Below are 24,176 nucleotides of genomic sequence, written 5' to 3' on the forward strand. Positions count from 1 at the left end.
TTGGACATTCCGGGATCCGATCACGGAGGTGTGCGCCATGGCAGACGCCGCGCTGCGGCTGAAGAGCCTTCTCGAACAGGTGCTGGGAGTCCCGCTCCCGGTGCGCATCCGCGCCTGGGACGGTTCGCAGGCGGGGCCGCCGGGGGCGCCCGTTCTCGTCGTACGCAATCGCCGTGCGGTGCGCCGACTGCTGTGGAAGCCGGGCGAACTGGGCCTGGCCCGGGCCTGGGTGGCCGGGGACCTGGAGATCGAGGGGGACCTGTACACCGCCCTCGATCTGCTCGCGGGGCTGGTGTGGGAGCGGGGGGAGGACGCCCGCGGGCTGGTGGAGTCCCTGCGCGACCCCGAAGTGCGCGCCGCCGTACGCGGACTCGTCAAGCTCGGCGGACTTCCGCTGCCGCCCGCGCCGCCGCCGGAGGAGGTGCGCCGGGCCCGCGGCCATCTGCACACCAAGCGCACCGACAGACGCGCCATCAGCCACCACTACGACGTCGGCAACGACTTCTACGAGATCGTCCTCGGCCCGTCCATGGTGTACTCCTGCGCCTACTGGTCCGCCCCGCCTCCGGACGGCACCCTCGAAGCCGCCCAGCACGACAAGCTCGACCTCATCTGCCGCAAGCTCGGACTCCGGCCCGGTCAGCGGCTGCTGGACGTCGGCTGCGGCTGGGGCTCGATGGCCGTGCACGCGGCCCGTGAGTACGGCGTGCGCGTCGTCGGTGTCACCCTCTCCCAGGAGCAGGCGGCGTACGCCCGCAAGCGCGTCGCCGGCGCGGGGCTCACCGACAAGGTGGAGATCCGCGTACAGGACTACCGGGATGTCGACGACGGCCCGTACGACGCCATTTCCTCCGTCGGGATGGCCGAACACGTCGGCGCCGAGCGGTACCTGGAGTACGCCGACGTGCTGTACCGGCTCCTGAAGCCCGGAGGGCGGCTGCTCAACCACCAGATCGGGCGGCGGCCGCAGCGGGACGAATCCACCTACCAGGTCGACGAGTTCATCGACTCCTACGTCTTCCCCGACGGCGAACTCCAGCCCATCGGTGTCACCGTCACCCAGCTCGAGCGGGCCGGGTTCGAGGTGCGCGACGTGGAGTCGATCCGTGAGCACTACGCCCTGACCCTGCGTCGCTGGGTCGCCAACCTGGAGGCCGACTGGGCGCGGGCCGTCGAGCTCACCGGCCCGGGACGCGCCCGCGTCTGGCAGCTGTACATGGCCGCCTGCGCGCTCGCCTTCGAACGCAATCACATCGGGGTCAACCAGGTGCTGGCCGTCAGGACACCCGACTCCGGTGACTCGGGGCTGCCGTTGCGGGCCCGTACCTGGGGCTGACAGGCCAAGGGCCCCGCTCCCTCCCGGGAACGGGGCCCTCGTGCGCGTACGGCTATTCCGCCTTGATCGCGTTCAGCATGTTCAGCCGCGCGGCGTTGCGGGCCGGCCACAGCGAGGCCAGGACGCCCACCAGACCGGCCAGCACCAGGAAGATCCCGATCCGGTCCCAGGGCAGGACCAGCGCGTAGCCCGGGATCTGGTCGGCGATGGTCTCGCCGATCGCCCAGCCGAGGAACGCGCCGAGACCGATGCCGACCACCGCGCCGAACACCGAGATGACCACGGCCTCCAGCCGGACCATCCGCTTCACCCGGCGCCGGTCGAGACCGATCGCGCGCAGCATGCCGATCTCCTGCTGCCGTTCGAAGACCGACATCGCCAGCGTGTTGACGACACCCAGCACCGCGATGATCAGGGCCATCGCCAGCAGGCCGTACATGATGTTCAGCATGGTGTTGATGACACCGCCGAACTCGTTGCGGATGTCCTGCCGGTCCATGACCGTGATCGCGGGGTTGTCGCCGAGCGCGTCGACGAGGACCTTCTCGTTCGCCGCGGACTGGCCGCCGTCCACCTTCACGAAGATCTGCCGGATGTACGGCTGCACCTCGTGCGGGTTCACGACCTTCGTGTCGACGAGGACGGGGGAGAGGAACTCGCTGTCCTTGTAGACGGCGCCGACGGTCAGCGTGGCCTTCTTCTCGTCGCCGAAGGTGACGGGGAGCCGGTCGCCGGGCTGCCAGCCCCGGTTCTTGGCCGTCTTCTCGGCGACCGCGATCTGCCCCTTGGCGAGCGAAGCGATGTTGCCGCTGACGACGTCGACGTTCAGGACCTGCTCGATGTCGCCCGGCGTGACCGCCGAAGCGGACACGTAGTCCTCGTCACCGACCTGGAAGTAGGCGTCCTGCTGCGGCGAGACCGCCGAGACGCCCTTGGCCTTCTCCAGTGCCGTCAGCGCGGACTGGTCGAGGTCCCCGCCGTTCGCCATCGAGACCATGTAGTCGGCCTTGATGTTGTCCGTGGTCATCTTGTCGATGGCCGTGCCGACCGTGGCACCGAGCACCGACAGGCCGGTCACCAGCGTCAGGCCGATCGCCAGCGCCGAGGCGGTGGCGCCGGTACGGCGCGGGTTGCGGACCGCGTTCTGGCCGGCCAGCTTGCCGGACACCCCGAACGGGCCGACGAGCAGCGGACGGACGAGCGCGATCACGGGCCGGGACAGCAGCGGGATCAGGATGATCACACCGACCAGCGCGAAGAACGCGCCCGCCGCGATGTACATCCGGCCGCTTTCCCCGCCGGACGAGGCACCCAGCACGATCCCGGCCGAGCCGAGGGCGGTGATGGCCGCGCCGATGGAGTTGCGCACGACCAGCGACTTGGTGGTCGCCACCGCGTGGACGCTGCTCATAGCGGCCACCGGCGGGATCTTCGCGGCCCGGCGGCCGGGCAGCCAGGCGGCGAACATCGTGATCAGCACACCGACGCCGACCGAGGCGAGCACCGGCGTGGCCGACAGGATCAGCGGACCGTCCGGGATCTTCATGCCGAAGGCGGCCATGCCGGACCGCAGACCGACCGCGAGACCGATGCCGAGGACGAAGCCGATCGCCGAGGCGACCAGGCCCACCACCGCGGCCTCGGCGAGCACCGAGCGGGTGATCTGCTTGCGGGACGCGCCGACGGCCCGCATCAGCGCGATCTCCTTCGTGCGCTGGGCGACCAGCATCGTGAAGGTGTTGGAGATCAGGAAGATCCCGACGAAGAGCGCGATGCCCGCGAAGCCGAGCAGGACCTGCTTGAGCGAGCTCATGCCCTCTTCGATCTGCTGGGCCTGCTCGTCCGCGAGCGCCTGGCCGGTCTTCGCCTCGGCGGTGTCCGGCAGCAGCGGCTTGACCGCGTCCAGGATCTTGGCGTCGTCGGCGCCGGGGGCGGCGGTGACGGTGGCGCTCGCGAAGTAGCCCGGCTTGAGGTACTGCTTCTGGGCGACGGCGGTGTCGAAGAGGACGAGGCTGCCGCCGGCGTTCACGGCGCCGTCCTCGGTGGTGAACACACCGCTGAGGGTGTACTCCTTCACCGGCCCGTTGGTCGCGACCCGCACCCGGTCGCCGACCTGGTACGCGCCCTTGGCCGCGGACTCCTTGTCCAGGGCGATCTGGTCGTCCTTCACCGGGCCCGAGCCGTCGGTGAACGTGTAGGCGGGGTCCTTGCCGTCCTTGCCGGGGGCGAAGTTGGAGCCCTTGTTGGACCAGCCGACGCCGATCAGCTTCCCGTCGGGGTCGGCGACCCCGGCGAAGCCGTCGACGCGGCCGTACGCGGCGTCGACGCCGTCCAGCGCGGAGATCTTGTCGAGGGTCTTCCGGGAGAGGCCGGGCTCTTCCTCGGGGTTGTCCGAGTCGCCGTACGAGGTGATGGCGACGGCGACGTCGTCGTAGCTCTTCGCCGACTGGTTGCGGAAGGCGTTGGAGAGGGTGTCGGCGAAGACCAGGGTGCCGGAGACGAACGCGACGCCGAGCATCACGGCGAGCACGGTCATCAACAGCCGGGCCTTGTGCGCGAGTACGTTGCGCAGGGCGGTGCGGAACATCAGCTGGTGCGGCCCTTCGCGTCGAACTGCTTCATGAAGTCGAGGACCGTGTCGGCCGTCGGCCGGTACATCTCGTCGACGATCCGTCCGTCGGCGAGGAAGACCACCCGGTCCGCGTAGGCCGCCGCCACCGGGTCGTGGGTCACCATCACCACGGTCTGCCCCAACTCCCGTACGGAGTTGCGCAGAAAGCCCAGCACCTCGGCGCCCGAGCGCGAGTCGAGGTTTCCGGTCGGCTCGTCGCCGAAGATGATCTCGGGCTTGGAGGCCAGCGCGCGGGCCACGGCGACGCGCTGCTGCTGGCCGCCGGAGAGCTGGGCGGGGCGGTGGCTGAGACGGTCGGCCAGGCCCACCATCCGGATGACCGAATCCAGCCACTGCTTGTCAGCCTTGCGGCCCGCGATGTCCATCGGGAGGGTGATGTTCTCCAGGGCCGTCAACGTCGGCAGCAGGTTGAACGCCTGGAAGATGAAGCCGATCTTGTCCCGGCGCAGCTTGGTCAGCTGCTTGTCCTTCAGGGAGCCCAGCTCGGTGTCGCCGATGCGCACCGAACCGGAGGAGAAGGTGTCCAGGCCGGCCACGCAGTGCATCAGCGTGGACTTGCCGGAGCCGGACGGGCCCATGATCGCGGTGAACTCGGCCTGCCGGAAGTCGACGGAGACCCGGTCCAGGGCGACCACCTGGGTCTCGCCCTGTCCGTAGATCTTCGACAGATCCGTGGCACGCGCGGCCACGGTGGTGGCCCGGTCGGCGATGGATGAGGTGGTCACGAGAAGGCGCTCCTGAGGGACGACGGTGTGTTCGAAGGGACGTCATCCATCGTCCTGGCCGAAGAGCGCCGTGTAGTCAGTCGCTGTTCTGGTTCCGAAGACAGACTCCGGATGGACCGGACGCCGCCGTGTCATACCTGAGGATGACGGGCGCCCCTGACGGGCGTTCGCGTCTGGAACAGGTGGAGCGTCCTTGTTTGGACGGTGAAATTCCGTCATTCCGTATGCGCTGCCGACCGCCGCACGTAAGGCTATTGGCAAGTGCGGATGGCGCGTTCCGTGGGCTGATGCACCCTCAGACGTCAATAAAATAAGACAACATCGGTCCGCCCGTCCGCTGTTCGGGGGATGTATCCCGATAGGCTCGGAACCTCGATGCGGAGCCCATGGCCTGCCCAGATGGTGGAATGCAGACACGGCGAGCTTAAACCTCGCTGCCCCTTCGCGGGCGTGCCGGTTCAAGTCCGGCTCTGGGCACTTCCGACTCTCTCCTTCCCTTCAAGAGTTCACGCGCAACCGTTGACAGCGGGCGCGTGCGATCGGAGACTCACGTCAGAAAGTGGTGAATGAAACTTCACCACGCGAACCGCAGCGAAGTAGTGACGACCAACGAAGGGAAGCGACCGATGCGCACCACCGTCGGCATCATCGGAGCAGGCCCCGCCGGCCTCCTCCTCGCCCGGCTGCTCCACAACGCCGGCATCGAGTCGGTCGTCCTGGAGAGCCGCGACCGCGCCTACGTCGAGCACCGCCAGCGCGCCGGAATCCTGGAGCAGGGCACGGTGGACGTGCTGCGCGCGGCCGGCGCCGCGGAGCGCATGGACCGCGAGGGCCTGCGCCACGACGGCATAGAGCTCCGCTTCGACAGGAAGCGCCACCGCGTGGACTTCCCCGCCCTCACCGGCGGCCGGTCCGTGATGGTCTACGCCCAGACCGAGGTCTGCAAGGACCTCATCGCCCTCCAGCTCAAGGAGGGCGGTCCGCTGCTCTTCGAGGCGGAGGCCCTGGCGGTGGAGGGCGTGGACGGCGACAGCCCGCGCGTGCGCTTCCGGCACGAGGGCGTCGAGGACGTCCTCGAATGCGACTACGTCGTCGGCTGCGACGGCTTCTGGGGCGTGTCCCGCAAGGCGATCCCCGCCGAGCTCACCCGGGTCTTCGAGCGGACGTACCCCTTCGGCTGGCTCGGCATCCTCGCCGACGTACCGCCCTCGCACGACGAGCTCGTCTACGCCCGCCACGACCGCGGCTTCGCGCTGCTGTCCATGCGCTCCCCGTCCGTCTCCCGCCTCTACCTCCAGGTCCCCGAGGGCACGGACGCCGAGGAGTGGAGCGACGACGAGATCTGGGCGGAGCTGGAGCGCCGCTTCGAGACCGCCGACGACTGGCGCCTGGAGCGCGGCCCCATCACCCAGAAGAACGTCACCCCCATGCGCTCGTACGTCCACGAGCCCATGCGCCACGGCCGTCTCTTCCTCGCCGGCGACGCGGCACACATCGTGCCGCCGACCGGCGCGAAGGGCCTGAACCTGGCCGTCGGGGACGTCGTCACCTTCGCGAGGGCACTGACCCATGAGCGGCGGACGGGTTCGGCGGAGCTTCTCGACGCCTACTCCGCGACCTGTCTGCGCCGCGTCTGGCAGGCCGAGCGGTTCTCGTACGACATGACGACACTACTGCACCGCGCCCCCGACGCCACCCCCTTCGAGGACCGGCTCCAGCTGGCGCGACTGGAGCGGATCACGGGGTCGAGGGCGGCCGAGACGGACCTGGCCGAGGGGTACACCGGCTTCCCGTTCGGGTGAGCGCACGGGTGGGGCCGGGGGAGTGATCTCCGGCCGGTTCCGGCCACGTACCAGGTTCGTCATGAATGAGCCCCACCGTGGCCGGGAATCACCCAGCCGCGTAGCGTGTTGCGCAGCATGACGAGGGAAAGATCCTCCCCAAGCACTAGGGTCAATCCTTTGCCTACCTATTACTCTTGAGCCAAGGTCACGCACGCTGGCCATGGAGGAGTGAAATGAGGAGCAGCAACCCGGTCTTCTCGCGACGGGGGTTCAGCCGCGACAACGGCTACGCGGGCTTCAACACCGCGCCGCAGGCCGGGGGCGCCGCTGTCGGCACGCAGGCCAACCCGTACGCCCAGCCGCAGGCCGGCAACCCGTACGCGCAGAACCCTTACGCCCAGAACCCGTACGCCCAGCAGGACGTGCAGCACGGCGCACCGCCGCAGGCCCCGGCCACCACCGGCCGGATGACGATGGACGACGTCATCCTGCGCACCGGCACCACGCTCGGCGTCCTGATCGTCACGGCCGCGCTCGCCTGGGCGCTGCTGCCCGTCGACGACGCGAACATCAGCCGGTCCTACGGCATCGGCATCGGCGCCGCGCTGATCGGCATGGTCCTGGCGTTCGTCCAGTCCTTCAAGCGCAAGGCCTCGCCCGCGCTGATCCTGACCTACGCCGCGTTCGAGGGCGTGTTCCTCGGCGTGATCTCCAGCATCGTCGACAACCGCATCGCCAGCGGTGCGGCCATGCAGGCGGTGCTCGGCACGATGGCGGTCTTCGCCGCGGTGCTGGTGGCGTACAAGGCGGGCTGGATCCGCGTCAACCGCCGCTTCGTCGGCTTCGTGATGGCGGCCGCGCTCGGCTTCATCCTGCTGATGGCGGTCAACCTGCTGTTCGCCGTCTTCGGCGGCGGTGACGGCCTCGGCTTCCGCAGCGGCCCCCTCGGCATCCTCTTCGGTGTCATCGGCATCCTGCTCGGCGCCTGCTTCCTCGCCCTGGACTTCAAGCAGGTCGAGGACGGCCTCGCCTACGGCGCGCCGCGCGAGGAGGCCTGGCTGGCGGCCTTCGGCCTCACGCTGACGCTGGTGTGGATCTACATGGAGTTCCTGAGGATCATCGCGATCCTCAACAGCAGCGACTAGTCGCTCAGGGCCGCTGCGAGGCGGTCGTGAGCGAAAGGGCCCCGGGTGTTCGTACCCGGGGCCCTTCGTCTTCCGTGCGCGCCTAGAGGAATTTGCGCGCCGCCCTCCTCAGGTCGTACTCGTGGACGATCGCCTTCGCGTGGCCGTACGCGAGGTCGTATTCGTGGCGAAGCCAGCTGACCTTCTCCTCGAAGCGGAAGAGAGCCGGGCCTTCTTCTACGGTGCGGAGCCAGTCGGAGACTTCACGACCGGTGCAGTGGGGGATGCGGGCGAGCATGTTGCGGTGGGTCTCCTCGGAGAGGACGTGGGACATCGGCGCCTCCGGACGCAAAGGGGATGTAAGCCGGTCCTTCAGGTCACCGTGCCTGAGCGTTCGCCTGTTGGCAACAGTCGTGGTGCGACGCGTAGGTTTGTCTGGTGGTTGATACGACGCCCTTGACTCGTGCCGTTGATCACTTCGCCGACCGTTTGAGGGCCGCGCCTCAGAGCCGGTTGCAGAGAGGCGGTGCCGGCGAAGCGTTGCGGTTGGCCAGGGAGTTGGCCCGGCGGGCGCAGGTTCTGGAGCGGCCCGGGGCGGAGCCCCGGGAGATGCCGGACGCCGGGATGTTCGCCGCGGCCGACCAAATCACCGTCGCTGTGCACGACTTGGCCCTCGTACTCACGAACGAGGGTGAGGTCGAGGACGCGGTGAGGCTGGTGGAGGAGGCGCAGAAGCGGGCGGGGGTGTGATCCGGGTGTTCCGCCCGGTTTCGGCCTCTGCCTCTAGAGGGACGCTATGACCCTGTCCGCCAGGATGTAGACGTTCTCCTCGCCGCAGGCGAAGGTCAGGGTGTACGCCCCGGACACGCCCGATCCGCCCAGCAGCACCGGCGTCTCGCCCGAGCGCAGGGCCGCCGCCAGGCGTTCCGCGGTCTCGCGGTGGCCCGGGGTCATGCAGAGCGTGGTGCCGTCGGCGAAGACGTAGACGTCGAGGGTGCCGAGCGGGCCCGGACGGACGTCCGTCAGCTCGGTGGCGGAGGCGGCCAGCTCCTCGAGGGTGGACACCGTGCGCTCATGGTCGTTCACCACGGGTGAGGAGACCGGGACGAAGTCCGGGTGGGAGGGGTGGCGGCGGCGGGCCGCGGCCAGCTCCGGGGACTCCCCGGCGAACTCGTCGGCGTCCGTGGTCGTCTCGCTCACCGGCTCCAGGTGCTCCAGGCCCGCGAAATCGGCCTGACGGGGCAGGAACAGCTCACTGTCGGACAGGCCCAGCAGCGTGGGTGCGTCGGAGGCGTCACGGGCCTCCTGGGCGGCCCAGAAGGCGCGCGCCTCGGCCAGCTCCCGCTCGCGTTCCTCGGCAAGCGCCTCGGCGACCGCGGCACGTATCTCATCGGCCTCGGCGGAGAGGCGGGCCTGCGGAACCATGCCCCGGGCCGCGGCGGCGTTGTTCTGGGCCAGCTCGGTGTGCAGGGCCGCGACCTGTCGGCGCAACACCATGAGGGTGCGCAGGACGGCGACGCCCACGGCGCCGGTGGCGGCCGTGGTGAGCAGCAAAGCGATCGGCATGGCGCTCACTGACGTACTCCCGGTTCAAAGTCGACCCCCGACTTCCTACATCAGCTTGAAGGGCGGACTATCCAGCTGTCAGTGCGTAACGTCACGAAACGGACAGGACTTTGGGGCCTGTGTTTAGTGGTGAAGTGGCTCTGACCTGCGTAGATCCCTCCCCGGAGGGAGATAGGTCACATCCTGGGGGAGATTGGATCACAAAACGGCCCAGAACCTTGGAGTTTCCCGGGTTCTGGGCCGAAGGCTCACGCTGGGTCGTGAGTTGACTACCTAGGGGCTCTGGATCGGTGGTTCAGCTCAGGCGCTCGATGACCATCGCCATGCCCTGGCCGCCGCCGACGCACATCGTCTCCAGGCCGAACTGCTTGTCGTGGAACTGGAGGGAGTTGATGAGCGTGCCGGTGATGCGGGCGCCGGTCATGCCGAAGGGGTGGCCGACGGCGATGGCGCCGCCGTTGACGTTCAGCTTGTCGAGGTCGATTCCCAGGTCGCGGTAGGAGGGGATCACCTGGGCGGCGAACGCCTCGTTGATCTCGACCAGGTCGATGTCGTCGATCGTCAGGCCGGCGCGGCGCAGGGCCTGGTTGCTCGCCTCGACCGGGCCGAGGCCCATGATCTCGGGGGAGAGGCCGGAGACGCCGGTGGAGACGATGCGGGCGAGCGGGGTGAGGCCGAGCTCGCGGGCCTTGGTGTCGGACATGATCACGACCGCCGCCGCGCCGTCGTTGAGGGGGCAGCAGTTGCCGGCGGTGACGAGGCCGTCGGGGCGGAAGACCGGCTTCAGGCCCGCGACGCCCTCCATGGTGACGCCCGGGCGGGGGCCGTCGTCCTTGCTGACGACCGTGCCGTCGGGGGTCGTGACCGGGGTGATCTCGCGCTCCCAGAAGCCGTTCTTGATTGCTTCCTCGGCGAGGTTCTGCGAGCGGACGCCGAACTCGTCCATGTCCTGGCGGGTGATGCCCTTCACCCGGGCGAGGTTCTCGGCGGTCTGGCCCATGGCGATGTACGGGTCGGGGAGGAGGCCGTCCTCGCGCGGGTCGTGCCAGGTCGTGCCCTCCTGCTGGGCTACCTCGGCGGTGCGGGCCTCGGCCTCGGCGAAGAGGGGGTTGCGGGTGTCGGGGAGGCTGTCGGAGTTGCCCTTGGCGTAGCTGGAGACCATCTCCACGCCGGCCGAGATGAAGACGTCGCCCTCGCCGGCCTTGATGGCGTGCAGGGCCATGCGGGAGGTCTGGAGGGAGGAGGAGCAGTAGCGGGTGATGGTGCAGCCCGGGAGGTGGTCCATTCCCATCTGTACGGCGACGATGCGGCCGAGGTTGTTGCCCTGCTCGCCGCCGGGGAGGCCGCAGCCGAGCATCAGGTCGTCGATGTCGCGGGGGTCCAGCTCGGGGACCTTGGCGAGGGCCGCCTGGATGATGGTGGCGGTGAGGTCGTCGGGGCGCAGGTCTTTGAGGGAGCCCTTGAAGGCGCGGCCGATGGGGGAGCGGGCGGTCGAGACGATCACGGCTTCGGGCATCACGGCTCCAGTGGCATACCGGGGGGTCGGGCAGGGCTGTGAGGGAAGTTACCCGTACGTATGGGTGAGGTCACGGGCGCGGGGGTGTGACCCTGGCCGCAATTTTCTAAGCGCTTGCTTTCTTCGCCCCCGCCGCCCCTACCCGTCCCGTCCCTGGGGGCTGCCGCCCCCAGACCCCCGCTTTCGGCCCTGCGGGCCTCGTCCTCAAACGCCGGACGGGCTGAAAGATCCAGCCCGGGCCGGCGTATCCAGCCCCTCCGGCGTTTGAGGAGCGGGGTCTGGGGCGGAGCCCCAGAAGGATGGGACGGGTAGGGGCGGCGGGGGCGAAAGAAGCTCTGGGGTCAGGGGGACGGGGTCGCCGGGGTGCGGTCCGGTTCCGGGACGCGGCGGCGGCGCCTGCGCTTCAGCAGGGCCCAGGGGCCCTTCGGACCGGTCGGCATCGCGGCCGTGACCTCCGTGCCCGCCTCCGACGCGGCCTCGGCCGCCGCGCGGGCCACGGGCAGGAAGCCCTCGCGGCGGGTGACGTCGGGGCGTTCCTCTTCCGCCGGCCAGAGACCGAGGGCCGCGCAGACCGTCGGCAGGACCGCCATCGCCGCGGTGGCGTAGCCCTCCGCCGAAGGGTGGTAGTTGTCGGGGCCGAAGAGTTCCCGCGGGTTCGCCGCGAACTCGGGGCCGAGCAGGTCGCCCAGCGACACCGTGCGACCGCCCTGTTCGACTACGCCGATCGTCTGGGCGGCCGCCAGCTGGCGTGAGGCCCGTCGGGCCAGCAGACGCAGGGGCTGCTGGACCGGTTCGATCGTGCCGAGGTCGGGACATGTGCCGACCACGACCTCCGCGCCGGCCGTGCGCAGGCGCCGTACCGCCGCGGACAGGTGGCGGACCGAACGCGTCGGCGGCATGCGGTTGGTGACGTCGTTCGCGCCGATCATGATCACGCAGATGTCGGGCAGCAGGGCGGGGTCACTGAGCACCAGGGCCACCTGGCGGTCCAGGTCGTCCGAGCGGGCGCCCGGCAGGGCCACGTTGCGCAGCAGCACCGGACGTTCCGCGACCGCCGCCAGCCCGGAGGCGAGCAGCGCGCCCGGCGTCTGGCCCGCCCGGTGCACGCCCTGGCCCGCGGCCGTCGAGTCACCCAGGATCGTCAGGCGCAGCGGCGGTTCGCCGGGGTTGTCGTACAGGCGGCCGTACCGGCCGTCGGCGTTCGGTACGTGGTTGTCGGTGCCGTTGCCCACGTGGCGCCTGGCCAGCCGTACTTCGGCGAGAAGCAGACCGACGGCCGCCGCGCCGACCAGGCCGATCCCGCCGCCGCCGTACGCCGCGCCCGCCGCGATCCGCCGGGCCACCCGCGCCCTCGACATGCTCGTCATACGTCGCCGCCACCTCCTCATAGCCGTACACCCACTGCTTGCCCCGCACGGACCGTGGCCCAATCCCAACGAGGAGTGAACGACCGTCATGGGCCCCGTGCAGGCCATAGGCTGGCGGAACCACTAAGACCACTTCTTTTGCAGCATCCGGAGACAACGGTGCATTTCCACGACTCGATGATCAGCCTCGTCGGCAACACCCCGCTGGTGAGGCTCAACAACGTGACCAAGGGCATCCGGGCGACCGTCCTGGCCAAGGTGGAGTACTTCAACCCGGGCGGCTCCGTGAAGGACCGCATCGCCCTGCGCATGATCGAGGCCGCGGAGGAGAGCGGTGCGCTCAAGCCCGGCGGGACCATTGTGGAGCCGACCAGCGGCAACACCGGTGTCGGTCTCGCCATCGTGGCTCAGCAGAAGGGGTACAAGTGCATCTTCGTGTGCCCCGACAAGGTCAGCACCGACAAGATCAATGTGCTGCGGGCCTACGGCGCCGAGGTCGTCGTCTGCCCCACCGCCGTCGATCCCGAGCACCCGGACTCGTACTACAACGTCTCCGACCGGCTCGTGCGCGAGACGCCCGGGGCCTGGAAGCCGGACCAGTACTCCAACCCCAACAACCCGCTCTCCCACTACCACTCCACCGGCCCCGAGCTGTGGGAGCAGACGGAGGGGAAGATCACCCACTTCGTGGCGGGCGTGGGGACCGGGGGGACCATTTCCGGTACCGGCCGCTATCTGAAGGACGTCAGCGACGGCAAGGTGCAGGTCGTCGGCGCCGACCCCGAGGGCTCCGTGTACTCCGGCGGGTCCGGGCGGCCGTATCTCGTCGAGGGCGTCGGTGAGGACTTCTGGCCGACCGCGTACGACCGGACCGTCGCCGACGAGATCGTCCCCGTGTCCGACAAGGACTCCTTCCAGATGACCCGGCGCCTGGCCCGCGAGGAGGGGCTGCTGGTCGGAGGTTCGTGCGGCATGGCCGTCGTGGCCGCGCTGCGGGTCGCCGAGCGGCTCGGGGAGGACGACGTCGTGGTGGTACTGCTGCCGGACAGCGGGCGCGGTTATCTCAGCAAGATCTTCAACGACGAGTGGATGGCCGACTACGGATTCCTCGAGGACGAGGGTCCGAGCGCGCGCGTCAGCGACGTCCTCAACGACAAGGAGCACGGCGCCATCCCCTCCCTCGTCCACATGCACCCGGACGAGACGGTCGGCCAGGCCATCGAGGTGCTGCGCGAGTACGGCGTCTCGCAGATGCCGATCGTGAAGCCGGGCGCCGGCCACCCGGACGTCATGGCGGCGGAGGTCGTCGGGTCCGTCGTCGAACGGGAGCTGCTCGACGCGCTGTTCACCAAGCGGGCCTCGCTCGACGACCCGCTGGAGAAGCACATGTCGGCTCCGCTGCCGCAGGTCGGCTCCGGTGAGCCGGTCGGCGACCTGATGTCGGTGCTGGGCGGCGCCGACGCGGCGATCGTCCTCGTGGAGGGCAAGCCGACCGGTGTGGTGAGCCGTCAGGACCTGCTGGCGTTCCTCGCCAAGGGCGGGAAGTAGCGGCGAACTTGCGGTGACCAGGGCCGCTCGGACCGTCGCGGAACTGGTACGAGCGCGTCATGTTCACGCAGCACCCGCTTAACACGGGTCCGGCACATTAGGGGGTGTCGGCAGGGCGGGAGCGGCTCCCCGCCCCGGCCGACGCCGAACGGCGCCAAGGACCTCCGGAGCGGCTCCCGGACCTCCATGACGCCTAGGACGCGCAAGCCCGGCCTGACCCGGCCCGCGTCCCTCGCGGGGACCGCCGTCGTCCCGCCCCCCGGAAACGGGGGTGCGGCGGTCCCCGCCATATTCATCCGCCCCGGCAGGCGTGAGTGCCGGTCACCTTCAGCGGCTCCCGGGCCCGCCGTCGGTCAGTCCTCCCACTTGGCGTCGTCCTTCGCCGTCCTGCGGCGCAGGCCCCGGAAGAGCCCCGGATTCGTGCGTACCGCCTGGACGACGTTCACGCCGACGATGCCGGTCCACGTGACCAGCAGACCGGAGAGGCCGGCCACGCCGCCGCCGATGCCGGACAGGGGGATCGCCACGACCAGCGAGACGATGCCGAATCCGAAGCGCTCGCCGAAGGAGTCCGTGGCCTTCGGCGACCGTGCGCCCCGGGCCGCCACCATCTGCTGCTCGGCCAGCTGCCGCCGCAGCCGGCGCTCGACCGCCCCGTCGATGCGCTGGTCGACCTTCTCCATGAACGAGTCGACCAGCGCGGACTCGTAATCGTCGCCCAGTTCCCTGCGTGCCTGCAGAGTGGCGTTGAGTTCCTTCTTGAGCTCGGTGTCCCGCGCGTCCATTCCGGTCATACGCCCACGGTAGGGAGCCTGAGCGGCGGTCGCACTGGGGTTAGCCCCCCTGTTCGGCTGGGGGTGCGCGGCAGGAGTTCGCCGGTACGGCTCAGCGGGCGCCCAGCGAGGCGTCGTCCTCGAGGGCCACGGCGGCGGGGACGTCCCAGTCGGTCGGCGCCCGCCAGTCACGCCACTGCTCCCACCAGCACGCGCCCCGCTCGACGAGATCCACGACGGAGGCGGCCGCCGCACGCACGGCGTCCGCCTCCCCGGCGTCGAAGCCGCCCGTGCGGACCCGCTCCTCGAAGTGCTCGACGTCCTTCCACCGGTACGGGGAGCCGTCGCCGGGGATGATCAGGTCCAGCTCGTGGTCGAGCGTGTCGAAGCCGCGGTCCGTACGGACGAGGGGCGCCTGGAAGTTGACGTACCACTCCGACAGGACGCCGTCCTCCCAACGGCCCCACACGGCGTAGCCGTCCCCCGGGCGCTGCAGCTGCAGGACGCCGCTGGACCGCCACACGTGCGCGAAGTCGATCCAGGGGTGCGGGCTCCAGCGGAAGTCGCCGCGCCCGAAGGTGAGCGGGGTGCCCTGGGCCAGGTACACGGCGAGCGCACGCTCGTCGTCACTCGCGACCCGCACCGGGTACACCAGCCACTCGCGGCCGTCCAGGATCTCCCGCCGGACGATGACCTCACCACTGCGGAAACGTGACCTCATGACGCCCCACCCTAGGGGGCCCACCAGTGCGAACGGGCTCCCGGCAGGGATATGGATCATGAGACGCCCCTTGCCCGGCTGTATAACGTCATGCAGAGTTCTTGATGTCTGAATAGGCCGTCGATGCTGTCCGGAGAGGGGTGGCCGAGCTTCATGTCGTCGCGGATCGTGGACGCACCCGGCGCCGCGCACACCGGGCACACCGGCCTGGTCGTCCTCGACGGGATCGGGCTCGGCGTGGAGGACGTCGTACGTCTCGCCGACGGGGCAGCGCGCCCGGTTCCCGCGGCCGACGCGATGAAGCGGGCCGAGGAGTCCTGGGACGCCGCCCGCCTCATCGCCGCGACCGGACGCGTCTACGGCCGCTCCACCGGCGTCGGCGCCAACCGGAACGAGGACGTGCCCACCGAGGCCGCCGCCGAGCACGGCCTGCGCCTGCTGCGCAGCCACGCCGGCGCCATCGGCGAGGAACTGCCCGCCCGGCAGGTGCGGGCCATGCTCGCCGTCCGCGCCAACCAGCTGCTCGCGGGGGGTGCCGGCCTGCGGCCCACCGTCGTCACGGCGCTCTGCGAGGCGCTGGAGAGCGGGGCCCACCCGGTCGTGAACGAGTTCGGCTCGGTCGGCACCGGCGACCTCGCGGCGCTGGCGCAGACCGGCCTCGCGCTCGCCGGCGAGCATCCCTGGCGCGGCTCCGGCGCCCCCGAGCCGCAGCCGCTCGACAACAACGACGCCCTCGCCTTCATCAGCAGCAACGCCCTCACCCTCGGCCAGGCGGCCCTCGCCCTGCACGAACTGCGCGGCCTCGTCGCCGCCACCCAGGTCGTCGCCGCCCTGTCCCTGCTCGCCGTCGACGGCTCCCACGAGGCGTACGCCGCCCCCGTGCACGCCGCCCGCCCGCACCGGGGGAGCGCCGAAGTCGCCCGCCGGATGCGGGTGTTGATCGGCGCCGAGGACCGGCCCACCCCTCCGCTCGGCCGCATCCAGGACCCGTACGGCTTCCGCTGTCTGCCCCAGATCCACGGCCCCGCGCACGACGCCGCCGACGCCCTGGAGGAGGTGCTCGCGGTGGAGATCAACGCCGCCGCCGAGAACCCGTTCATCTCCCCGGAGGACATGGCGGCCTACCACCACGGCGGGTTCTACCAGGCCCAACTCGCCCTCGCCCTGGACCACTTCCGGCTGGCGCTGACCCAGGTGGCCCGGCTGTCGACATCCCGCCTGTCGACCCTGAACGAGCCCGCCTACACCCGCCTCAAGCCCTTCCTCGCCGACCACGAGCCCGCCTCATCCGGCGTGATGATCCTGGAGTACGCCGCCGCGGCCGCCCTCGGAGACCTGCGCGCCTTCTCCGCCCCCGCCTCGCTCGGCCACGCTGTACTCTCCCGGGGCGTGGAGGAGCAGGCCAGCTTCGCCTCGCTCGCCGCCCGGCAGACACTGCGCGCGTGCGGCGCGTACCGTCTGGTCGTCGGCTGTGAACTCGTCGCCGCCGTACGGGCGTTGCGGCTGCGCGACCTGCGACCCGACCCGGAGCTCGGCGTGGGCCGGGCGCTGGCGCTGGCCGAGTCGGTGCTCGACGACGACCTGGCCGACCGGCCGCTCACCGACGACGTGACGGCGGCGGCCGTACTGCTGGACCGGTTCACGGACATCTGGAGGGGGAGCGCGGCATGAGCGCGGACAGGAACACGAACGGGGCGGACAGTCCCGCCGCGCGGCTGCAGGCGCTCTTCGAGGGGCACCGGCTCACCCCGACCCAGCGCCGCATCGCGCACAGCATGGTGCGCCGGGCCGCCGACGTGCCGTTCCTGTCCAGCGTGGAGCTGGCCGAGCTGGCCGGGGTCAGCCAGCCCTCCGTGACCCGCTTCGCCGTCGCCCTCGGCTTCGACGGCTACCCGGCGCTGCGCAAGCACCTGCGCGAGGTCGCGCCCGTCGAGCCGGCGCCGGACGCGGGCTCGTACAACGAGTACCAGCAGGCCGTCGAGGCCGAGATCGAGAACCTCAGGCACCTGGCCGAGGTGCTGGCCGACCCGCGCCCGGTGCAGAAGGCTGGTCGGCTGCTCGCGGCCTCACGTCCGCTTCCCGTGCTCGGGCTGCGGGCGGCGGCCTCCCAGGCGTACGGCTTCTCCTACTTCGCCGCCAAGGTGCACCCGGACGTACGGCTGCTGCACGAGGGCGGCACGATGATCCACGACCGTATCGACGCCGCCGTCCGGGCCGGCGCGACGGCCCTGCTCTGCTTCGCGCTGCCCCGGCATCCGCGCGAGGTCCTGGACGCCCTGGCGTACGCCAAGGAGTCCGGGCTGACGGTGGTGACCGTGGCCGACTCCGCGTTCGCGCCGGTCGCCAAGGTCTCCGACCTGCTGCTGCCCGCCGCCGTCGGCACCGGCCTCGCCTTCGACACGGCCTGCGCGCCGATGCTGCTGGGCCGGGTCCTGCTGGAGGCGATGTGGGACGACCTGCCCGACGCCCAGGCGCGACTGGAGGAGTTCGACGCGCGGGCGGCGGTGCGGGGGCTGTTCGTCGAGTGAGTTCTTAAGACTGGTCTCACGTTGGCTGGCTAGCGTGCGCGCCGAGCGTCTGGACAGACCTGGGACGGGAGGCAACGTGGCACGCGTAGGAGGACACGGGCTGGCTCGGGTGGCCGTCGTGGTACGGGCCGGGGCGGCACCGCTGTGGTGGCTCGGGGTGTTCGCGGCGGGCGTCGGGGTGCTGGTGCCGGGGCTGACGGGCCGCAGGATCGGGGTGCTGGCGGGGGCGGCGTCGTTCATCGTCGCCACGGCCGTGGTCGCGTATGTGCGCCGCAAGCGGTACACGGCCCTGACCCGCTCGGCCGCCCGCGCCGGCAAGCACGACGTCCTCCAGGACCGTGCGGTCGCCGTGCGCAACTGGCGCCGGGGCCACCGGTGGTGGCTGCTGCTCGCCTTCGTCGCCGCGCTGGGCAGCGCGTTCGCCGTGCCGGCGGTCGGCGGGATGCTGCTGGCGGGGTGCGGGGCGGGGCTCCGGCTCAAGGCCGCGTGGCTCGGACGGCGGGAGCGGGCCGAGAACGCTCTGCTGTGGGTGCGGGTGGACTGGCTCGACCGCCGGGGCGGCCGGCCGGCGGGCAAGGCGGTCAAGGGCTACCGCAGCACGGGCATCGCGGCGGGCGACGCGGCCCCGGGCGGGGCCCGCCGCCGCACCGCGGCGCTGGTGTAGGCCGGCCCTCCGGGCGGGGCCGGGTCAGACCTCCAGATCCTGCTCGATCTTCTTCAACTGGTGCCTGGCCATGGCCAGGTTGGCGCGCTTGCCGTCGAGGACCAGGTACAGGAAGAGGCCGTTCCCGCCGCGCCCGGTGATCAGCCGGATCAGGTGGTACTGGTCGGTGAGGGTGATCAGGATGTCCTCGATGCCGCCCTTGAGGCCGAGGTGCTCCATCGTGCGCATCTTGGCGCGGACGACGTCGGTGTTGCCGGCGGCGGCGACATTGAGGTCGAAGGTCTTGCCGCCGCCCAGCGTGCCCAGCGCCATCCCGCTGGTGTAGTCGACCAGGGCGACCCCGGTCGCCCCCTCGATCGAGGCGAGGCATTCCTTCAGGGTGGTCTCGGTGTTGGCCATGACGTGTGTTCCTCTCAACTCTCGCTATTGGTACGCGCGTTGGCGGCTGTGGTGGTGCGTGCGGCACGCGTGCTTCTCGTGCGGGTGGGCATGGGCTTGGCGGGCTCCTCGGGTCCCTTGGTCTCCTCGGGCTTCCTGGCGGAGCTCTTGGCGGGGCCTCTCCTGGGCGGCGCCGCCTGCGCGTCGACGAGCTCTCCGATGCGGGCACCGGCGCGGCGGCCCTCCAGGTGCAGCCGGCCGACATTGACGCCGTCCGTGGCGAGCAGCGTCAGTACGGCGGTGCGTCCCGCCGCGTACGTCGCCACATAGCCGTCCGCTCCGCGCACGAGCAGCTCGCGGAAGTCGCCCCGGCCGGTCGCGTCCGTCATCCGCACCGCGACGCCGAGTGCGGCGGCGGTGAGCGCGGCGAGGCCGTCCGGTTCGAAGCCGGGCATGTCGTGGGCGAGGACGAGGCCGTCCACGCCGGCCGCGAGCGCTCCGGTCAGCTGGGGCACTCGGGCTCTGAGCCGGCGGAACTCGTCGAGTATCGGGGCCTCGGCCGCCATCAGGTCTCGCCTCCTGTGGTCCTCGACGGGCCTGCGCGCCTCGATGGGTTTGCGGTCCTCGAAGGGTTTGCGGTCAAAGGGCCTCCAGCGCATCCCTGACCCTCTTCAGCAGCGCGACATAGGGATCGGCGGCGGCGTCGGTCGGGTGGTCCCGGGCGGCGGGCGGCGGTTGCGGGGAGACCAGCCCCGCCGCGGCCAGCCGTCGTAGGTGCACCAGCGTGTGGAACGCCGGTCTGCCCAGCTCCCGCGCGATGTCGGCGGCCCGCCGTACGCCGTCCACCCGGGCGAGTACGGTGGCCTGCCTCGGCGGGACCGCGGGGGCGGCGACCGGGTCGGCCCGGATCAGGGGTGCGGCGTCCGTCGCCGGGTCGGGCCAGATGCGGCGCAGCAGGGCGCGGCGGCGCAGCGTCTCGCGCTCCAGGGCGGCGACCGGCACCGGATGCACGGAGGCGAGCCAGTGCGCGGGGCCGTAGCGGAAGCGGCCGGGCGTACTACTGGGCGCGAGGGCGAAGTACGCGGCGTCGAACAGCGCGCTCACCTGGGCCAGCTCCAGCGCGCCCGCCGTGACGCCATGCCGCAGCAGTCGCCCCTTCTCGGCGCTGTCCTCGGCAGCCTGCCAGGTCTCGGCGGCGAGGCCGCCGTGGAGCGTGAGGAGCACGCCGAGGCCGGGGGCGAGCGGGCTCTCGGCGTGCACCACCCGGCCCTCGGCGAGATGGAGCGTGCCGTGCTCGCGGTCCAGGACGCCGGTGGCCCGCTCGTCCGCCAGCCGGGTCAGCATCGGCGAGACGCCCTGGGCCCGCTGGTGCGCCGTCGTCCGGTCCCGGACCGGTAGCCGCGGTGGCGGTGTGGTTCCGACCACGGTCATCCCAGCACCAGCCGCTCGGCCATCTCGCCCAGCCGGATACGGGCCAGCGCGAGGTTGCCGTCCGCGCGGGCCAGCCACAGGTACAGGAACACGCTGCTGTCGAAGGCCGTCGGCACGAACCGCAGCACGTGGTAGCTGTCCCGGTTGCTGAGGATCACGTCCTCGACGGGCGGATCCGCGGCGTCGCCGCCGTCGCCGGGTCCGAACGCGTGCTGCTCGGCGGCCAGCCGCGCCAGTTCCGCCGCCTCGGCGGCCGCCGTCTCGTGGTCACCGCCCGGCGGATCGCCCACGGTGCCCAGGGCCAGCCCGCTGGTCCAGTCGACCAGCGCGGCGCCCCGTGCACCGGGCAGCCGCATCGTCTCCAGCAAGCACTCGTCGATTCCGGGCACCGTCGCTCCCCCTCCCGCCTGGGGTTCGGCTGAGTGATGGCCAAACTACGCAACGTGTGTGCGGCGAGTGAGCGTTCGGGCATTTTCCAGTGGAACATGCGCCGAGTGACTAAGGTGGGTCAACTGCCCCTGTTTTCACTCCAGTTGATCACATATGGCGTACTGCTCCTCGTCGGCGTGCCTCAACGGCGCTTCAGCGCGGGCAGGGTGGTGAGCGAGGCCGCGTGCGCCCCTCCGGATTCGGCCACGATCTCGTCGATCGACTGCGGCTCGCGCACGGTCGCGAAGGCCATACCCCCGGCCTCGTCCGGCGCGAAGCCGTAAATGCCGGGCCGGGCAAGGGAGTTGTAGGCGTAGTGGTGCGCGAAGTAGTACGCCCCCGTGTCCACCGCCGCCGCGTAGTCCCCTTGCGCCAGCAGCGGCAGCGCGCACCCCTCGGCCAGCAGGTCACCCGAGAAACAGGCCGGGCCCGCCACGTCCTGCACCACGGCCGGACCCTCCTTCGGGTGCCCCTTGCCGTCGTACGCGGTGATCCTCAGCGGCCAGCTCCCCGGCGCGTACACCGTGCGCGTGGCGACCTGCACGCCCGCGTGCGTGACCGCCACCGGCCGCCCGCCCGCGCTCTTGGCGTACTCGACCCGGGCCACGACCGTCCCGTGCTTGGCCAGCAGCGACCGCCCGAACTCCGTGACCAGCCCGTACCGCCCGTCGAACAGCCCCGGCACCGCCTCGCGCAACAGCCGCGCGTACTGCGCGTACGTCGGCGTCGTCGCGTCCGAGGCGAAGTTCACCGGCAGCCCGCCGCCGATGTCGAGCGTGTCGATCTGCCGCCGCCCGATCCGCCGGTTGATCTCTTCGGCGAGCGCGTACGCCTCCGCGACCCCCCGGGCCATCAGCGCCAGCGGGATGCCCTGCGAGCCGGTGTGCGCATGCAGCCGCGTCAGCCACGGGCGGTCCTGGTACGCCCGTACGACCCACTCCCGCGCTCCCTCGTCGCGCAGCGCCACCCCGAACTTCGACGTCGCCGTGGCCGTGGACGTCGCCTCGATGGAACCCCCGCCGACCTGCGGGTTCACCCGGAGTCCGAGCGGGGAGCGGCTGGCCGCGGACCGGACGAGGCCGTCGATGCGGTCCAGCTCCTGCGGGTTGTCGGCGTTGACGGCGATGCCCAGCGCCAGCGCCTCGCGCAGCTCGGCCGGCGTCTTGGCGGGCGAGTCCAGCACCGTCATCCCCGGCCGGAGACCCGCTGCCCGCGCCAGTGCCAGCTCACCCGGGCTCGCCACCTCGGCGCCGATGCCCTCCTCGCGCAGCAGCCGCAGCACCGGCACCAGCGGGGTCGCCTTCACCGCGAAGGCGTGCAGCACGGGCGTGCCCGGCGCCACCACCGCGTCGAACGCCGCCCGCAGCGCCGCCGCCGACTCCCGGATGCCGGTGACGTCCAGCAGGCCGACGATGGGGGAGCCCGGCCCGAGCAGCCCCTGCTCCACGGCCGCCCGCACCGCGTCGTCCCGCCGGGCCACCCGGTCGGCGTCATACGCCGGTATCCCGACTCCCGCGCCCACCGAGTCGCCCGCTCCGTCGCCCACTCCGATGTCCACAACATCCCCCGTCGTGTCGTTGTTCGAGCCCATGCATCCAGCCAAACATCCGGGACGCGCGAGCGCTGGCCCGCGAACGTATTGACTAGCCCTATTCAGACGTCCAGGATGTGAATAAGAACCTCAACAGTCGCAGTCACAGTTCGCAGTCACAGTCCGCTGGGAGGCAGACCATGTCAGGACCCCGCCCCGTCCGAGCGCCGCGCGGTACGGAACTGAGTGCCCTGGGATGGCAGCAGGAAGCCGCCCTGCGGATGCTGCAGAACAACCTGGACCCCGAGGTCGCCGAGCACCCCGACAAGCTCGTCGTCTACGGCGGGACCGGCAAGGCGGCCCGCGACTGGCGCTCCTTCGACGCGATGGTGCGCACGCTGAAGGGGCTGAAGCAGGACGAGACCATGCTGGTCCAGTCCGGACGCCCCGTCGGCGTCATGCAGACCCACGAGTGGGCCCCGCGCGTCCTCATCGCCAACTCCAACCTCGTCGGCGACTGGGCCAACTGGGAGGAGTTCCGCCGACTGGAGGCCCTCGGCCTCACCATGTACGGCCAGATGACGGCCGGCTCCTGGATCTACATCGGCACCCAGGGCATCCTCCAGGGCACCTACGAGACCTTCGCCGCCGTCGCCGCGAAGCTGCATTCAATGGGTAAAGGGGTCGACGGCACCCTCGCCGGGACGATCACCCTCACCGCCGGTCTCGGCGGCATGGGCGGTGCCCAGCCCCTCGCCGTGACCATGAACGACGGTGTCGCGATCTGCGTCGACTGCGACCCGCGCGCCATCGAGCGCCGCATCGAGCACCGGTACCTGGACGTGAAGGCCGACTCGCTCGACCACGCCCTCCAACTGGCCGTCGGGGCCCGTGACGCCCGCCGTCCCCTCTCCATCGGCGTCCTCGGCAACGCCGCCGAGCTGGTCCCGCAGCTCCTCGCCATGGGCGCCCCCATCGACATCGTCACCGACCAGACCTCGGCGCACGATCCGCTGGCGTACCTGCCGCTGGGCGTCGACTTCGACGACATGGCGGACGCCGCCGCCAAGGACCCTGCGGGGTTCACCACCAAGGCCCGCGAGTCGATGGCCAAGCACGTCGAGGCCATGGTCGGCTTCATGGACGCCGGCGCCGAGGTCTTCGACTACGGCAACTCGATCCGGGGAGAGGCCCAACTCGCCGGGTACGAGCGGGCGTTCGCCTTCCCCGGGTTCGTGCCGGCCTACATCCGCCCGCTGTTCTGCGAGGGCAAGGGCCCCTTCCGGTGGGCGGCTCTGTCCGGCGACCCCGCCGACATCGCCAAGACCGACAAGGCGATCCTCGACCTCTTCCCGGAGAACGAGTCCCTGGCCCGCTGGATCAAGATGGCGGGGGAACGGGTGCACTTCCAGGGGCTGCCCGCGCGCATCTGCTGGCTCGGGTACGGGGAGCGGGACAAGGCGGGTGAGCGGTTCAACGACATGGTGGCGAGCGGTGAGCTGGCCGCGCCGCTGGCGATCGGGCGGGACCACCTGGACTGCGGGTCGGTGGCCTCTCCGTACCGTGAGACCGAGGCCATGCTCGACGGGTCCGACGCGATCGCGGACTGGCCGCTGCTGAATGCCATGGTGAACGTGGCTTCGGGTGCCTCCTGGGTGTCCCTTCACCACGGCGGCGGCGTCGGCATGGGGCGGTCCATTCATGCCGGGCAGGTGACGGTGGCCGACGGCACGAAGCTGGGTGGGGAGAAGATCCGGCGGGTGCTGACGAACGACCCCGGGATGGGCGTCATCCGGCACGTCGACGCCGGGTACGACATCGCGGAGTCCGTCGCCGACGAGCGGGGCGTGCGCGTCCCGATGCGCGAGGGTGACGACGCGTGACTCAGCATCGGGGCGGGCACGGCGACTCTCCGGCGGGGGCTGAGGCCTCGTCGCCGGGTGCGGGTCCGGCTGTGCCCACCCGTTCCGCCCTGCGGAACGACTGCCCACAGCCTGCGGCGGCTGGCGGGTCACAGCCTGCGGCGGCTGACGGGGCACAGCCTGCGGCGGCTGACGGGGCACAGCCTGCTCGGGCTGACGCGGTGCGGACTGGTCGGGGTGACGCGGTGCAGTCTGGTCGGG

General features: G+C 71.2%; 22 protein-coding genes and 1 tRNA gene. 10 read left to right on the forward strand and 13 right to left on the reverse strand.

The annotated features are described in order from the left end of the window. Positions 1 to 37 precede the first annotated feature (37 nt). A complete protein-coding gene (locus ACIREI_RS13790) occupies positions 38 to 1,336 on the forward strand; it encodes a class I SAM-dependent methyltransferase (RefSeq protein WP_403331741.1) in 1,299 nt (432 codons plus the stop codon). A 52-nt stretch (positions 1,337 to 1,388) separates the two neighbouring features. On the opposite strand, the gene ACIREI_RS13795 is transcribed toward ACIREI_RS13790, so the two are convergent. After that, complete coding sequence (locus ACIREI_RS13795) at positions 1,389 to 3,923, reverse strand: ABC transporter permease (protein WP_403331744.1); 2,535 nt, start codon at positions 3,921 to 3,923, stop codon at positions 1,389 to 1,391. Next, complete coding sequence (locus ACIREI_RS13800; protein ID WP_403331747.1) at positions 3,923 to 4,693, reverse strand: ABC transporter ATP-binding protein; 771 nt, start codon at positions 4,691 to 4,693, stop codon at positions 3,923 to 3,925. Before ACIREI_RS13800 ends, ACIREI_RS13795 begins: the two co-directional genes overlap by 1 nt. Positions 4,694 to 5,086: 393 nt before the next feature. Here ACIREI_RS13800 and ACIREI_RS13805 point away from each other — a divergent pair. The 3 genes from ACIREI_RS13805 to ACIREI_RS13815 all read left to right on the forward strand — a co-directional run bounded on the left by ACIREI_RS13805 (position 5,087) and on the right by ACIREI_RS13815 (position 7,622). Further along, positions 5,087 to 5,170 (forward strand) — tRNA-Leu (locus ACIREI_RS13805). Positions 5,171 to 5,319: 149 nt separating this feature from the next. Continuing rightward, on the forward strand, positions 5,320 to 6,495 hold the full coding sequence (locus ACIREI_RS13810) for a 4-hydroxybenzoate 3-monooxygenase (RefSeq protein WP_403331750.1): 1,176 nt from the start codon (positions 5,320 to 5,322) through the stop codon (positions 6,493 to 6,495). Between the two features lie 215 nt (positions 6,496 to 6,710). After that, a complete protein-coding gene (locus ACIREI_RS13815; protein WP_403331753.1) occupies positions 6,711 to 7,622 on the forward strand; it encodes a Bax inhibitor-1/YccA family protein in 912 nt (303 codons plus the stop codon). An 82-nt stretch (positions 7,623 to 7,704) separates the two neighbouring features. Here the strand turns inward: ACIREI_RS13815 and ACIREI_RS13820 are convergent, their stop codons facing one another. Further along, the gene (locus ACIREI_RS13820) at positions 7,705 to 7,935 is read right to left on the reverse strand and encodes a DUF4287 domain-containing protein (RefSeq protein ID WP_095753563.1); all 231 of its coding nucleotides are present in this window, start codon (positions 7,933 to 7,935) and stop codon (positions 7,705 to 7,707) included. Positions 7,936 to 8,039: 104 nt separating this feature from the next. On the opposite strand from ACIREI_RS13820, the gene ACIREI_RS13825 reads away from it, so the two are divergent. After that, complete coding sequence (locus tag ACIREI_RS13825) at positions 8,040 to 8,351, forward strand: hypothetical protein (protein ID WP_403331756.1); 312 nt, start codon at positions 8,040 to 8,042, stop codon at positions 8,349 to 8,351. A gap of 33 nt (positions 8,352 to 8,384) precedes the next feature. On the opposite strand, the gene ACIREI_RS13830 is transcribed toward ACIREI_RS13825, so the two are convergent. The 3 genes from ACIREI_RS13830 to ACIREI_RS13840 form a co-directional block, all read right to left on the reverse strand. Next, positions 8,385 to 9,167, reverse strand: a complete 783-nt coding sequence (locus ACIREI_RS13830; protein ID WP_403331759.1) for a hypothetical protein — start codon at positions 9,165 to 9,167, stop codon at positions 8,385 to 8,387. Positions 9,168 to 9,462: 295 nt separating this feature from the next. Further along, positions 9,463 to 10,683: an acetyl-CoA C-acetyltransferase gene (locus tag ACIREI_RS13835; RefSeq protein ID WP_403331762.1), complete on the reverse strand. Its 1,221-nt coding sequence runs from the start codon at positions 10,681 to 10,683 to the stop codon at positions 9,463 to 9,465. Between the two features lie 341 nt (positions 10,684 to 11,024). Next, complete coding sequence (locus tag ACIREI_RS13840; protein WP_403331765.1) at positions 11,025 to 12,050, reverse strand: SGNH/GDSL hydrolase family protein; 1,026 nt, start codon at positions 12,048 to 12,050, stop codon at positions 11,025 to 11,027. Positions 12,051 to 12,209: 159 nt separating this feature from the next. Here ACIREI_RS13840 and ACIREI_RS13845 point away from each other — a divergent pair, with 159 nt between their 5' ends. Continuing rightward, positions 12,210 to 13,598, forward strand: a complete 1,389-nt coding sequence (locus tag ACIREI_RS13845) for a cystathionine beta-synthase (protein ID WP_403331768.1) — start codon at positions 12,210 to 12,212, stop codon at positions 13,596 to 13,598. A 353-nt stretch (positions 13,599 to 13,951) separates the two neighbouring features. Here the strand turns inward: ACIREI_RS13845 and ACIREI_RS13850 are convergent, their stop codons facing one another. Continuing rightward, the gene (locus ACIREI_RS13850; protein ID WP_403331995.1) at positions 13,952 to 14,383 is read right to left on the reverse strand and encodes a hypothetical protein; all 432 of its coding nucleotides are present in this window, start codon (positions 14,381 to 14,383) and stop codon (positions 13,952 to 13,954) included. Between the two features lie 100 nt (positions 14,384 to 14,483). Further along, positions 14,484 to 15,092 (reverse strand): DUF402 domain-containing protein, encoded by a 609-nt coding sequence (locus ACIREI_RS13855; RefSeq protein WP_403331771.1) that lies wholly within the window; start codon positions 15,090 to 15,092, stop codon positions 14,484 to 14,486. Positions 15,093 to 15,245: 153 nt separating this feature from the next. Between ACIREI_RS13855 and ACIREI_RS13860 the strand changes: the two genes are divergently transcribed. From ACIREI_RS13860 to ACIREI_RS13870, 3 genes are all read left to right on the forward strand, one after another. Beyond that, entirely contained in the window at positions 15,246 to 16,763 is a 1,518-nt protein-coding gene (locus ACIREI_RS13860; RefSeq protein ID WP_403331773.1) for an aromatic amino acid ammonia-lyase, read from the forward strand. Beyond that, positions 16,760 to 17,620: a MurR/RpiR family transcriptional regulator gene (locus ACIREI_RS13865; RefSeq protein ID WP_403331776.1), complete on the forward strand. Its 861-nt coding sequence runs from the start codon at positions 16,760 to 16,762 to the stop codon at positions 17,618 to 17,620. Before ACIREI_RS13860 ends, ACIREI_RS13865 begins: the two co-directional genes overlap by 4 nt. A gap of 76 nt (positions 17,621 to 17,696) precedes the next feature. Beyond that, positions 17,697 to 18,284, forward strand: coding sequence for a hypothetical protein (locus tag ACIREI_RS13870; RefSeq protein WP_403331779.1), 588 nt, complete (start codon positions 17,697 to 17,699; stop codon positions 18,282 to 18,284). A 24-nt stretch (positions 18,285 to 18,308) separates the two neighbouring features. On the opposite strand, the gene ACIREI_RS13875 is transcribed toward ACIREI_RS13870, so the two are convergent. The 5 genes from ACIREI_RS13875 to ACIREI_RS13895 all read right to left on the reverse strand — a co-directional run bounded on the left by ACIREI_RS13875 (position 18,309) and on the right by ACIREI_RS13895 (position 22,113). Continuing rightward, positions 18,309 to 18,683 (reverse strand): hypothetical protein, encoded by a 375-nt coding sequence (locus ACIREI_RS13875; protein ID WP_403331782.1) that lies wholly within the window; start codon positions 18,681 to 18,683, stop codon positions 18,309 to 18,311. A 14-nt stretch (positions 18,684 to 18,697) separates the two neighbouring features. Then, on the reverse strand, positions 18,698 to 19,228 hold the full coding sequence (locus ACIREI_RS13880; protein ID WP_403331785.1) for a roadblock/LC7 domain-containing protein: 531 nt from the start codon (positions 19,226 to 19,228) through the stop codon (positions 18,698 to 18,700). A 73-nt stretch (positions 19,229 to 19,301) separates the two neighbouring features. Next, positions 19,302 to 20,093 carry a transcriptional regulator gene (locus tag ACIREI_RS13885; RefSeq protein WP_403331788.1) on the reverse strand — a complete coding sequence of 264 codons (792 nt, stop codon included), beginning with the start codon at positions 20,091 to 20,093 and terminating at the stop codon, positions 19,302 to 19,304. Beyond that, positions 20,090 to 20,482, reverse strand: a complete 393-nt coding sequence (locus ACIREI_RS13890) for a hypothetical protein (RefSeq protein ID WP_403331791.1) — start codon at positions 20,480 to 20,482, stop codon at positions 20,090 to 20,092. The genes ACIREI_RS13885 and ACIREI_RS13890 overlap by 4 nt, the downstream gene beginning before the upstream one ends. Positions 20,483 to 20,664: 182 nt before the next feature. After that, entirely contained in the window at positions 20,665 to 22,113 is a 1,449-nt protein-coding gene (locus ACIREI_RS13895; protein WP_403331793.1) for a diaminopimelate decarboxylase, read from the reverse strand. 140 nt (positions 22,114 to 22,253) lie between these two features. On the opposite strand from ACIREI_RS13895, the gene hutU reads away from it, so the two are divergent. Then, the gene (gene hutU / locus ACIREI_RS13900; protein WP_403331796.1) at positions 22,254 to 23,936 is read left to right on the forward strand and encodes a urocanate hydratase; all 1,683 of its coding nucleotides are present in this window, start codon (positions 22,254 to 22,256) and stop codon (positions 23,934 to 23,936) included. Positions 23,937 to 24,176 lie beyond the last annotated feature (240 nt).

Source organism: Streptomyces sp. NPDC093591 (assembly GCF_044764885.1).
Classification (GTDB): domain Bacteria; phylum Actinomycetota; class Actinomycetes; order Streptomycetales; family Streptomycetaceae; genus Streptomyces.